Raw genomic sequence first — 12542 nt, 5'->3', positions numbered from 1 at the left:
CCGACAGCTCCCCTGACAAGGGGAGCCGAGAAATAAGAGCCCCGCCAATTGTGGTGTGCCGGAGCTTACTTTTGGCTCCCCCCCTATGAGGGGAGCTGCCGTCGAAGACGGCTGAGGGGAGCCGGACACTCATACGGCCGAATCAGTAGTGATACAGCACCGTGCCGTCGGGGCCGGTGATGGTGAACGTGGGGGAGCCCTCCACGCTCAGCGAGACGGTCAGCGAGTGCTGGCCGTCCGCGCTCACCGACCGGTACGTGAACCGCTTGTTTTCCAGCGTGACGGCCTCGGTGCGCGCGTCCAGCAGCCACGGGTTGCGCCGGCGTAGGGCGATCAGCGCCTGATGCATCCGGTAGACGGGCTCGCCGAGCCGGGACAGCTGGTCGGGGGAGTCGGGGAACTTCGGACGCACATCGTCGTCGCCGCCGAACCGCTCCTGCTTGACGCCCACGTACCCCTGCTCGTCGCCGTAGTAGATGCTCGGCACGCCGCCCACCGTCATCAGCACGGCCAGCGCCAGCGCGGCCTTCGGCGCGCCGATCTGCGAGGCGATGCGCGTGACGTCATGGTTGCCGATGAACGTCTGCGGCACGAAGGAATCCAGGAAGGCGTTGTGCCGCTTGAGGTTCCAATCGAGCTCGAAGAAGTTCTCCGTCTCCAGCGCATGCTGGACGGACTTCCACAATTCGTACTGCGTGACCGAATCCATCGTCGATTCCTCGACGATGCGCGGGTAATCGCCGTGGATTACCTCGCCGAAGATCCACGAATACGGGTGCGCGGCCCTGACCTGCGGCAGCACGCGGGCCCAGAACGCGGGCGGCACGGCGTACGCCGCGTCCAGACGCCAGCCGGCCGCACCTCGGTCGAGCCAATGGTTCATCACTCGGGTCACGTACTCCACGGTTTCGGGGGAGTCGTGGTCGAGATCGACCAGATCGCCATGCCCCTCGAACACGTCCAGCGCGGGATTGCCGTCGCTATCCAGATGGGCCTTGACCAGTCCGTGCCATGGATTGCCGTGCGGGTCGAGGGTGCCGGACGCCTCGTCCAGGGCCGCCTGCACGGCCGGATGCGAACGGCTCACATGATTGAACACGCCATCCAGGATCAGCTGCAGTCCCATGCCCCGGCATGCCTCGGCGAGCCGGTCGAACGCCGCGTCCCCTCCCAGCCGCACGTCCACATGCATGTGGTCGAGCGTGTCATACCCATGTGTGCGCGACTCGAAGATCGGTCCCAAAAGCAGACCGGACGCACCCAGATCGCGCGCGTAACCCAGCCAGTCGACCATTGAATCCAAGCCGCGGCCGTGGAATTCGCGCGGGCCCGACGGGCGGATGTCCGCGCCGCAGAATCCCAGCGGATACACATGCCAGAACACGCCGTAGCGCACCCAATCGGGCAGATCGCGGCCCTTGTCCGTATTCACGACCATCGCAACACCTCCTGCTGCCGGTATGTTGACACTATGTCCATTCTCTCACAAACGACGAGAAAGTTCGGGGGAACGCGCATATCGGGGGTGTGGCTCCGTGGTGTCGGTTCATGGGGGACGCGCGAAAACCGGTGAAAAGACCACATGCTGGAACGAAATATAAGACGGGCCTATACCCCCGCTACTGTTGCCAAACAATGCCACAAGCAGCGATGCAATCCCCGCACAGGGCCGCAAAGAAGAGCAATTTCAAAGAAGAGAGCCCGTATGCCGTTTGCTATCCGGCATGACGGGAAGAAATACGAGGGGTCATCATGACCGAAGCGACAGCCCAGGTTCCGGCACCGGGCAAGTTGGAATTCAAGGACGACTACACGACCGCGGAAACCGCGCGCGTGATCCGCAATTCGAAGGGCCTGCCCGTGGGCGTGCGCCCGAAGATGGTATGGACCTGGCAGAAGGCGCTGCTGTGGGCCGCCGTCGCCATCGTATGCGCCTGCGGCTGGGCCATCCTGGCCGTCTCGCGCGGCGAGCAGATCTCCGCCATCTGGTTCCTGGTGGTGGCGTTGAGCTCGTACGCCATCGCCTATCGTTTCTATGCGTACTACATCCAGATCAAGATCATGCGCACCGACGACGCGAACGCCACCCCGGCCGAGCGCGTGCATGACGGCGCGAACTTCGAACGCACCGACCGCCGAGTGCTTTTCGGCCAGCACTTCGCCGGCATCTCCGGCGCCGGCCCGCTCGTCGGCCCGATCCTGGCCGCCCAGATGGGCTACCTGCCCTCCACCCTGTGGATCATCCTCGGCGTGATCTTCGCCGGTGCCGTGCAGGACATGCTCGTCCTGTGGATCTCCGCCAAGCGTCGCGGCCGTTCGCTCGGCCAGATGGCCGCCGACGAGATGGGCAAGTTCGGCGGCATGATCCTGTCCGTGTTCCTGGTGGTCATGACCGCCATCGCCATGGCGTTCCTGGCACTTGTGGCCATCAAGGCCATGGCCGCCTCCCCGTGGGCCGTGTTCTCCATTGGCATGACCATCCCGATCGCCCTCATCATGGGCTGCTACCAGCGCTTCCTGCGCCCCGGCCGTGTGATCGAGACCACGCTGCTCGGCTTCGTGCTGCTCGTGCTGGACATTGTGGCCGGCGGCTGGATCGCCTCCATCCCGGCCGTGGCCGAGGTGTTCACGCTGACCGCCCAGCAGCTCGTCATCGCCCTGGTCATCTACTCGTTCGCCGCCGCCGCGCTGCCGCACTGGCTGCTCGTGACCCCGCGCGACTACCTGTCCACCCTGATGAAGATCGGCACGCTCGTGCTGCTCGTGGTCGGCATCATCATCGCCAACCCGTCCGTCAAGGTGCCGGGCCTGACCGAACTCGCCTCCGGATCCACCGGCCCGACCTTCTCCGGCAACCTGTTCCCGTTCCTGTTCATCACCATCGCCTGCGGCGCCCTCTCCGGCTTCCACGGCGCGGTGAGCTCCGGCCTGACCCCGAAGGCCGTCGAGAAGGAGAACCAGATCCGCATGATCGGCTACGGTTCGATGCTCGTCGAATCGTTCACCGCCATCATCGCCCTGATCGCCGCGATCACCATCTCGCAGGGCGTCTACTTCTCCACCAACATGTCCGCCGCGCAGATCTCCGCCGCATCCGGCGTGAGCGTGACCGCCACCTCCACGCCGAGCGAACAGGCCGAGGCCGCCGTCAAGGCCGTCGATTCGATGACCGTGAGCGACATCGAGGGCAACCAGATGAAGGTCACCTGGGATTCCGTGGACGAAAACGGCGACGCCAAGACCTACGAAGGCGCCGAAGCGCTGGAAAAGGCCGCCTCGGACATCGGCGAGAAGACCATCGTCTCCCGTACCGGTGGTGCCACCACATTCGCCATGGGCATGGCCAACTTCCTCAAGTCCTACCTGGGCGGTCATGATTCGATGGCGTTCTGGTACCACTTCGCCATCATGTTCGAGGCCCTGTTCATCCTCACCACCGTGGACAACGGCACCCGTGTGGCCCGCTACCAGATCGGCGAAATGCTCGGCAACGTGCGCAAGCTGAGGAAGTTCGCCGACCCCACGTGGAAGCCCGGCAACATCATCACCACGCTGATCGCCACCGCCTTGTGGGGCGGACTGCTGTGGATGGGCGTGTCCGACGCGAACGGCGGCATCAACGCCATGGTGCCGATCTTCGGCATCTCCAACCAGCTGCTCGCCGCCGCCTGCTTCGTGCTCGTGACCGTATGCGTGGCCAAGCTGGGATACAGGAAGTACCTGTGGATTCCGGTGCTGCCGCTCGTGTGGGACATCGCCGTGACCTTCACCGCCGACTTCCAGAAGATCTTCGGACCGCTGAGCTACTTCACCGTCGCCTCCAAGTACCAGGCGCAGATCGCGTCCGGCGAACTGAGCGGCGAGGCCCTGACCAACGCGCAGGCCGCGCTCAACAACGCCTACCTCGACGGCGTGCTCTCCGTGTTCTTCCTGGTCATGATGGGCATCTTCGTGATCGTGGGCGTGGTATGCGTGGCCCGCACGTTCGCCGCCGGCAAATTCGGCGCCGAGACCACTTCCGAGGAGCCGTTCGTGGAATCCCAGTGGTTCGCTCCCTCCGGCCTGATCGCCACCTCGCTGGAAAAGAAGGTACAGCGCGAATACAGCGTCAAACTGCATGAACTCGCCCAAAGCGAGCAGGCGGCCGCGTGATGCCGGGGGATATCGCGGAACGACTCGCGCACGCATGGCAAGGCATCGTCTGGTATCTGCGGGAGATCAGCGGCGAGGCGAGGTACGATCATTACCTTGAGCACTTCGCCACCGAACACCCCGGCGAAACCCCGATGAGCGAGGTCGAATACCTCCGCGCCCGCGAAGCCTACGACCGGCTCCACCCCAACACCAGCTGTTGCTGCTGACGCAAAGCCCCTCCCCGTGAGGGGCTTTCCCATGAACGAAGCCACACACAACGCCACGAATACCGCTACGTAGTCACCAATCGGTTACAATCGGTGTGACGACTTTCCGCCACCCCCGAAGAAGAAGGTGATGACTAGCCGTGGACGTATCCCTGGCCTACTTCATCCAACAGGTGTTCTCCAACCCGGCGCTCGCCGTGACAACGTTGCTGACGCTCGGCGTCATCTTCGTCAACGGATGGACGGATGCTCCCAACGCCATCGCCACCTGCGTGACCACCCGTTGCATGCGCGTACGTTCCGCGGTCATCATGGCGGCGGTGTTCAACTTCCTGGGCGTCTTCCTCATGACCCAGTTCAACGCCTCGGTGGCCTCCACGATCTCCACCATGGTGGATTTCGGCGGTGACACGCATGCGGCCCTCATCGCCCTGTGCGCGGCGCTTTTCTCCATCGTGGTCTACAGCGTGGGCGCCTCCATGCTCGGCATCCCCACCTCCGAAAGCCACAGCCTCATCGCGGGCCTGACCGGCGCGGCCATCGCCATCCAGGGCGGTATCGCCGGCGTCAACATGGGCGAATGGGTCAAGGTGCTCTACGGCCTGGTGGCGAGCCTCGTCATCGGCTTCGGCATGGGTTGGCTCGTGTGCAAGATCGTCACCCTGATCTGCGCCGGATTCGACCGACGCCGCACCAACGGCTTCTTCACCTACGCGCAGATCGTGGGCGCCGCGGCCAACAGCTTCATGCACGGCGCGCAGGACGGCCAGAAGTTCATCGGCGTGCTGTTCCTCGGCATGGCGTTCTGCAATGGGCAGTCGAGCGTCGCCGGCGTGGTGATCCCCGTATGGCTCATGATCCTGTGCAGCACCATCATGGGCGTGGGCACCAGCGTGGGCGGCGAGAAGATCATCAAGTCCGTGGGCATGGACATGGTCAAACTGGAGAAATACCAAGGCTTCTCCGCGGATCTCTCCAGTGCGCTGTGCCTGCTCGTCATGACCGTGCTCGGCATCCCCGTCTCCACCACGCACACCAAGACCAGCGCCATCATGGGTGTGGGTGCGGTCCGCCGGCTGTCCGCCATCAACTTCGGCGTGGTGCGCGACATGATGCTCACCTGGGTCTTCACGTTCCCCGGCTGCGGCCTCATCAGCTTCGCCATGGCCAAACTGTTCATGTTCGTGTTCTAGAAAGGAACCCCGCAATGGCAAGAAAAAACGATTCCTTCTACTTCGACGGGTTCCGTGAGAGCGCGGAATACGCATGCCAGGCCGCGCACCTGCTCTCCGAGGTCATGCACGGCTACGACTCCGAACAGCTCAAGGACAGCATGGAAGAGATGCACCGCATCGAACAGGCCGCCGACAAGGTGCGTCACAGGATGATGGACGAGCTGGTCACCGCCTTCATCACCCCGTTCGACCGCGAGGACATCGGCCAGCTGAGCTACGTGCTCGACGACGTGATCGACAGCATCGAAGGCGTGCTCGACCGCATGTACTACGACAACGTGACCGACATGCGCCCCGAGGCCCTGCAACTGACGGACATGGTGGTTCACGGCTGCGAGCAGATCGCCGGGCTCGTCGGCGAACTGCCGCAGTTCAAACGCTCCAAGACGCTACGCGAGCGCGTGTTCGCCATCAACACCATCGAGACCGACGCCGACCACGTGTTCATCGAGGCCATGCGCACGCTGCACACCACCTGCACCGACCCGCTGCAGGTGTTCGCCTGGCACGACGTGTTCCGCCACCTCGAACAGTGCGCGGACAACTGTGAGGCCGTGGCCAATGTGGTCGACGGCATCGTCATGAAGAACAGCTGATGTCATTTTCTTGGCTCCACTTGTCAGGGGAGCTGTCGGCGGAGCCGACTGAGGGGTAGTTCCCGAGCAATAAGAAAAACTCATCGATTGTTGTTCCGTCTCACCGGTGCGAGTTGATCCAGAGGATGGCGAGTTGGGTGCGGTTGGTGAGTCCCAGCTTGTCCAGCATGGCGCTGATGCGGTTGCGCACGGTGCCTTCGCTCAGGAACAGCTTCGCCGCGATGTCACGGTTGTCGAATCCCTGCGCCACCAGCGCCGCGATATCACGATTGCGCTCGTCCATCGCATCCAGCGCGAGTCGGTCCGCGGCCAGTGCGGCGGGGGATTCCGGTTGAGCCGCATTGGACGATGCCGTGACGACGCCTCCATCCGATGCCGTCATGCCGTCGATGCCGGTCCGTCCGGATGCCCGACCCGCTCCGTGCGCGATATCGCCGCTTCCGGTTGCGGATTGGTTGCCGTTGTCCGCCGAGAAACCGGTGAGTTTGCCGAGCACCTCGGCGCCCAGCACCACCTGACCGGCCATCACCGCCTGCAGGGCCGGCGCCACAGCGGCCACATCCTGTTTGATGAGATACCCCTTGGCGCCGATGGCCATGGCCTGCGCGATGTACGACCGGTCCGCGAACGTGGTCAGGAACAGGATGCGCGCGGCGGGGTCCTTCCTCAGGATCTCTCCGGCCGCGTCAAGACCGCTTTTGCCGGGCATCTGGATGTCGATGAGCAGGATGTCCGGATGATTGGCCGGGGTATCGAAATACCGTGCCGTGGCGGTCGTGCCGTCGTTCGCGGTCCACAGTACGTCCGCCGCGCCGGTGGCCGTCAGAATGGTCTGCAACGACTGGCAGACGATCGGATCGTCATCCACGATTGCGATTCTCATACAGAGCCTTTCGCTTTCCCGTCATTCGACACTTTTACATGGTTCCACGGCCGCTTCGGTACCGAAACGAACACCCGCCAGCCGTCATCGTACGGTCCGCACAATGCCGTGCCGCCGATGGACCGCACACGCGATTCGATGTCCGCCAATCCCATGCCGCGAGGCAATTCATTGGCCGATAGCCTGTCGCCAGGCCGGTTGACGGAACCGGTACGAGACGTTCCGTCAACCGTTGGTTTCTCCGGGCCCGCATCCTGCACGACCAACTGCCAGAACGCGGGGAAATCACGCAACGTGACCTGCGCGGTACGAGCCTGGCTGTGATGCACCACATTCGACAAGGCCTCCCTGATCACCGTGGCGAAACAGCGGGATACGGGTGCCGGGGCCGAGGTGACATCGTTCTCAAGCCGGATCGAGAACCCGGGGGAGACCCCGTCGAACGAGTGAACCGCCGCCTCGATCTGTGCGGCGAAATCAGTGCCGTCATCCTCCAGATCGTGCACGGACCGGCGCACCATCGTCATCGCGTCGTTCAATGTCTCGCCAAGCGCGCCGAAGCCTTGGGCGGCCACGGCGTCCCCGGTCGCATCGGCCACGGCGCGGCCGGCCTGCGCCTGCATGATGGCACGGGTCAGCAGATGGCCCACGTTGTCATGAATCTCGCGTGCGATGCGTGTACGCTCGCCCAGCGTGGCCATGCGCACTGATTGCGCCCGCTCCTCGTCCACGTCCGCGAGCCGCAGGCGATTGGCACGGGCCGATTGCCGAGACCGATCCTGCAAGGCGCGTAACTGCCGCCGCAATGCGTCCTCATGCGTGGTCCTCGCCCCCAGTGCGAAGCCCAGCACAGTGGCTCCCACAGTGAGCATGAACGATATCGCGTCTTTTGCGAAGGATGGTTGGGAGCTGTTTTCGGTGACGAGGATATGGCATGTCGATACCGCCAGCGGAAGCAGCCACAGCCATCGAGAGGTCAACGTGACATAGGGGAGCGCATCCCACCAGCGTGATGCGAACGTATTCGTCGTACTGGTCGGCATTGTGCCGGATGCGGTCGTGGGTGATGCGGTTCGCGCCGGAACAGATGGAATGCAGGATGTCAGGCGAGCCGCATCATAGGCGATGACGGGCAGGAACGCGGTCCATGAAGGCAACGCCGCGGCGGCCATCTCATATGCGCACGTCGGCAGCCAAGCCCAGGGCCCACGCGCCAGCCATTCGGCAAGTCCCGTCGCGGACGCCGCGATCAGCAGCCCGGCGATCATCCCCGCATACCCCATCACGGAGATATCCTGCGCGCCCTCGCTGCCGACGGCATACGGCATCGCCAACAGTGCCACGCCGAGCGCCAGCAGCAACCCCTTCTCCGCCATCGTTCGCATCGCGTCTCCCCGTCCAACGCATCGGTCTGGTTCCTGCTCCCAGACTACTCCCGTTCATTGCGGACACTCGGTTCAGACTTGCTGTGGCAGCAGGCGAACCGTACCTCGCTGATTGAATCATGCGGCATAAGACCCTCGTCAGGTCGATAAGCCGTGACAAATGTCATCGCTGATTTCGCACGGCGTGACGTTTGTGGGTGGGAGTCGCGGCGGCCGCTTGGGATGATGGAGTCATCCAAGGAAGGGAGCGAACATGGCAACCGACATCACAACCCACACCGACACCGGGCCCACCGCACCGGCCGAGACGAACGAAGTGGAGACGACCACGGCAGTCCACGTCAGCCAGCTCGTCAAGCGGTACGGCGACATGGTGGCGCTCGACTACTTCGACCTCGACGTGAAGCAGGGCGAGATCTTCGGCCTGCTGGGCCCCAACGGCTCCGGCAAGACCACGGCAATCAACTGCATCCTCGCGCTGCTCACCTACGATTCGGGCACCATCCGCGTCTTCGGACAGCCGATGACGCCCACGTCATACGACCTCAAGCGCCGCATCGGCATCGTGCCGCAGAACGTGGCCGTGTTCAACGAACTGACCGTCACCGAGAACATCGACTACTTCTGCTCGCTGTACGTGCCGAAGAAGGCCGAACGCGCGCCCCTGGTCGAGGAGGCCATCGAATTCGCCGGACTGCAGGACTTCCGCAAATTCAGGCCCGGCAAGCTCTCCGGCGGTCTCCTCAGGCGTCTCAACATCGCCTGCGGCATCGCCCACAAACCCGACCTCATCTTCTTCGACGAGCCGACCGTGGCCGTCGACCCGCAGAGCCGCAACGCCATCCTCGAAGGCATCCAGAAGCTCAACAAGGCCGGCGCCACCGTGATCTACACCAGCCACTACATGGAGGAGGTCGAACAGATCTGCGACCGTATCCTCATCATGGACCACGGCCGTCACCTCGCGCTCGGCACCGCTGACGAGCTCAAGGCCATGATCGACACGGGCGAACGCATCACCATCGAAACGCTCGACCTGACCGACGAGACGCTCGCCGCCGTACGTGCGCTCGCGTTCGTCATCGAGGCCTCCTACGACGGGCGCGAACTGGATGTGCGCTGCCGTCGCGGCGACCACAACCTCGTCGACCTGATCGGCGTGCTGCGCACCTCGGGCGCGAACATCGGACACCTGACCAGTCGTCCACCCACCCTGAACGACGTGTTCCTGGAACTCACCGGCAAGGCGTTGCGCGACTAGGAACCCTCCAACTCAAGGAAAGGAGAACGCCATGTGGAGCACGTTCATCGTCACACTCAAGGCGAATCTCAGGGACAAAAGCGCGCTGTTCTGGCTTATCGTGTTCCCGATAGCGCTGTCGACCATGTTCAACGGCGTGTTCGGCAACCTGGACCAGGCCATGAGCATCACGCCGGTATCCGTGGCCGTCGTGGAGGACACGAACTGGACGAACGCGGTCGGCGCGGACACGCTCATCACGGCGATGTCCGGCAAGACAAGCGATTCGGGCAAGACTCAGGACGGCAGCGGCACGAATGCAGGCATGGATGTAATGGACATCGACCCCGGCGTGACCCTGCTGGACGTCACCAAGGTCGACTCGACATCGCAGGCCCGCGAACTACTGTCCCAAGGCAAGACGGACGGTTACCTCAAGGCCGACGACGACGGACGAATCGCACTCACACTCAGCGACGACACCGTGACCGTGGCCAACAACGGCACGCAGGAGGCGGGACTTGACGTTTCCCTCTCGGCGCTCGACAACGTACTTGACCAGTACAACCGCACCAGCGCCACCGTGAAGTCCGTGCTCAAGGACAATCCGGCCGCCCCGACCACGCGCACGTTCTGGAATGGCATCAACGCATCCATGAACGCCACCAAAGAGGTCACGCTCACCAACTTCAAACCCAGCGTGATGGCGAGATACTACTACGCGCTCATGGGCATGGCCTGTCTGGTCGCCATGTCGTACATGATCCATACGGTCACCACCGCTCAGGCGAACCTCTCCGCGCTCGGCATCCGCCGCACCGTCGCGCCGCTCGGACGGACCAAACAGCTCGTGGCCGGATTCCTCGCGGGATGGCTGTGCTCCTGCGCCTGCCTGCTCGTCGCGCTCGCGTACATTCGCTACGTCTGCGGCATCGAAGTCGGCGGACGCGAACCGGCCGCCGTGCTCGCCGTGATCGTCGCCTCGTTCATGACCTGCGCATTCGGCACGATGATCGGCGCCATCCCCAAGCTCACGACCGGCGTCAAACAGGGCATGGCCACCGCGATCGCCTGCTCGCTGTCCCTGTTCAGCGGCCTGTACGGCGGATTCGCCATGGAACTGAGCGACCTGATCTCGCGCAAGGCGCCGCTGCTCGCCATCATCAACCCCGCCCAACAGGTGACCGACCTGTTCTACTCGCTCATGTACTACGACAGCTACCAGCCGTTCATCCGCACCTGCGCCATCCTGTTCGCGATGAGCGCGGTGTTCCTCACGGCCGGCGTGATCATGCTCAGGAGGCAACGCTATGAACACCTGTAAGGCCACCGTGCGCGTACTGCTCGCGCACCGCACGTACATCATCATCTACCTGGTGCTCATGGGCATCATGATGTTCACGCTCAGCTGGTCGCAGATCACCGCCGCCAACCGGACCGTGGCGGACACCTACGAGCCGGAGAAGGTCAACGTCGCCGTCGTCGACCGGGACGCCAACCGCGGCGGCATCGCCGACGGCCTGCGCGACTACCTGTCCGATTCCGCCACGCTGGTCGAACTGGACGACGGCCCCGAATCGTTGCAGCAGGCCGTCGCCTCGAACTGGACCGATCTCATCGTCATCATCCCGCGCGGCTACGCCGACGATTTCATCGAAGCCGTGCGATCCGGCGGTGACATGCCGAAGGTCGAGACGGTCACGAGCTACACGTCCGGTGCCGGCACCATCGGTGGCATGAACGTGAACGGGTTCCTCTCGCTCACCCGCATCGCGCTGATCGGGGAAAGCGTGCAGGTCGACGACAGTGAGCTCGCCGCATGGTATGCGAAGATGATCGGCGGGACGTCTTCCGGTTCCTCGGCCGGCGGGTCCGCCGCCGGTGCCGCCGGGCAGATGAACGAACAGATGAGCGGACAGATGGCTGCGGGGCAGAACGACGACTGGTCCCGGCTCATGAACGGTTCGGCGGACGGCTCGACCACAATCGACCTCGATTCGCTGCCGGAGGGGTCGCTGTCCGACCTGACGACGACCGATGTGCGGGCCGCCGCCAAGCGGGCCGCGCGCACGGCGCACGATGAAAAGGCCAACCGTCCGGTCGCCGTGGAGAACGTCACGTCGCAGGACGACCGGAACGCCGGTGCGGCGAACCCCGTCGCCTCCGGATTCGGCGACACGATGAAGACGGCGATCTACCCGCTGTTCCTCACCCTGAGCGTCTGCGTGAGCCTGGTGGCCCGCGTGTTCGGCACCGGCGAACTGCGACGCCGGCTCATGGCCACCCCCTCGGCCTCCATCGGGCTCAAGCGCATGAGCGTGCTGTGCGGCTTCGCGTTGCTGATCTGCATGGGCTATCTGGTCGTCGCGCTGGGGCTCACGGCCGCGACCGGCGCGAACATCGCCTCCATACCGGTGGGCGGTGTGATAATGACCTTCGTCTCGATCTGCATGTTCGCCCTCATGTGCACGGCCTGCGGTTTCATGCTCGGCGAATTCGGCGCCTCCGACACGGTCGCCAACGGGTTCGCCAACGTATTCGGACTGCTCATCCTGTTCTCGTCCGGCATCGCGTTCCCGATGAGCATGATGCCCGACGCGATGGTCGCCGTCGCCAAACTGACGCCCGGCTGGTGGTACTGCACGGCGATCGACGAGGCGCTTGGCGCCGGTTCCGCTTCCGGCACGGACATGGCCGGTTGGGCCGCCGCCACCGGTATCGTGGCGCTGTTCGCGGTCGCGTTCGTCTGCGTGGGGCTCGCCGCCGGACGGTTCCGCCGCTCCCGGCCGAATGCGGTGGCGTCGACCGTGACTCAACTCGCCGAAGCGTAAGTCACAGGCGG

The 12542-nt window shown here is 64.1% G+C and carries 10 protein-coding genes; 7 read left to right on the top strand and 3 right to left on the bottom strand.

Translation table 11 applies throughout. The annotated features are described in order from the left end of the window. Positions 1 to 142 precede the first annotated feature (142 nt). On the bottom strand, positions 143 to 1438 hold the full coding sequence (locus KIH81_RS08070) for an alpha-amylase family protein (RefSeq protein ID WP_214304892.1): 1296 nt from the start codon (positions 1436 to 1438) through the stop codon (positions 143 to 145). 314 nt (positions 1439 to 1752) lie between these two features. Between KIH81_RS08070 and KIH81_RS08065 the strand changes: the two genes are divergently transcribed. From KIH81_RS08065 to KIH81_RS08050, 4 genes are all read left to right on the top strand, one after another. Continuing rightward, positions 1753 to 4152 carry a carbon starvation CstA family protein gene (locus tag KIH81_RS08065; RefSeq protein WP_214304891.1) on the top strand — a complete coding sequence of 800 codons (2400 nt, stop codon included), beginning with the start codon at positions 1753 to 1755 and terminating at the stop codon, positions 4150 to 4152. Continuing rightward, the gene (locus KIH81_RS08060) at positions 4152 to 4361 is read left to right on the top strand and encodes a CstA-like transporter-associated (seleno)protein (protein WP_214304890.1); all 210 of its coding nucleotides are present in this window, start codon (positions 4152 to 4154) and stop codon (positions 4359 to 4361) included. Before KIH81_RS08065 ends, KIH81_RS08060 begins: the two co-directional genes overlap by 1 nt. A gap of 140 nt (positions 4362 to 4501) precedes the next feature. Next, a complete protein-coding gene (locus KIH81_RS08055) occupies positions 4502 to 5554 on the top strand; it encodes an inorganic phosphate transporter (RefSeq protein WP_214304889.1) in 1053 nt (350 codons plus the stop codon). A 14-nt stretch (positions 5555 to 5568) separates the two neighbouring features. Then, positions 5569 to 6192 carry a DUF47 domain-containing protein gene (locus KIH81_RS08050; RefSeq protein ID WP_109056650.1) on the top strand — a complete coding sequence of 208 codons (624 nt, stop codon included), beginning with the start codon at positions 5569 to 5571 and terminating at the stop codon, positions 6190 to 6192. Positions 6193 to 6292: 100 nt separating this feature from the next. On the opposite strand, the gene KIH81_RS08045 is transcribed toward KIH81_RS08050, so the two are convergent. Together KIH81_RS08045 and KIH81_RS08040 are read right to left on the bottom strand one after the other, a co-directional pair. Then, entirely contained in the window at positions 6293 to 7075 is a 783-nt protein-coding gene (locus tag KIH81_RS08045; protein ID WP_214304888.1) for a response regulator transcription factor, read from the bottom strand. Further along, positions 7072 to 8460 (bottom strand): sensor histidine kinase, encoded by a 1389-nt coding sequence (locus KIH81_RS08040; RefSeq protein ID WP_214304887.1) that lies wholly within the window; start codon positions 8458 to 8460, stop codon positions 7072 to 7074. The genes KIH81_RS08045 and KIH81_RS08040 overlap by 4 nt, the downstream gene beginning before the upstream one ends. 253 nt (positions 8461 to 8713) lie before the next feature. Here KIH81_RS08040 and KIH81_RS08035 point away from each other — a divergent pair, with 253 nt between their 5' ends. The 3 genes from KIH81_RS08035 to KIH81_RS08025 are packed head-to-tail and all read left to right on the top strand — an operon-like array spanning position 8714 to position 12531. Continuing rightward, the gene (locus KIH81_RS08035; RefSeq protein WP_236029445.1) at positions 8714 to 9721 is read left to right on the top strand and encodes an ABC transporter ATP-binding protein; all 1008 of its coding nucleotides are present in this window, start codon (positions 8714 to 8716) and stop codon (positions 9719 to 9721) included. Between the two features lie 31 nt (positions 9722 to 9752). After that, positions 9753 to 11024, top strand: coding sequence for an ABC transporter permease (locus tag KIH81_RS08030; RefSeq protein ID WP_214304886.1), 1272 nt, complete (start codon positions 9753 to 9755; stop codon positions 11022 to 11024). Further along, positions 11011 to 12531: an ABC transporter permease gene (locus KIH81_RS08025; RefSeq protein WP_214304885.1), complete on the top strand. Its 1521-nt coding sequence runs from the start codon at positions 11011 to 11013 to the stop codon at positions 12529 to 12531. The genes KIH81_RS08030 and KIH81_RS08025 overlap by 14 nt, the downstream gene beginning before the upstream one ends. Positions 12532 to 12542: the final 11 nt, after the last annotated feature.

This window comes from Bifidobacterium miconisargentati (assembly GCF_019331675.1).
Taxonomy (GTDB): domain Bacteria; phylum Actinomycetota; class Actinomycetes; order Actinomycetales; family Bifidobacteriaceae; genus Bifidobacterium; species Bifidobacterium miconisargentati.
Note: the sequence above shows the minus strand (reverse complement) of the source record. Positions and strands in the feature narration are given on the sequence as shown.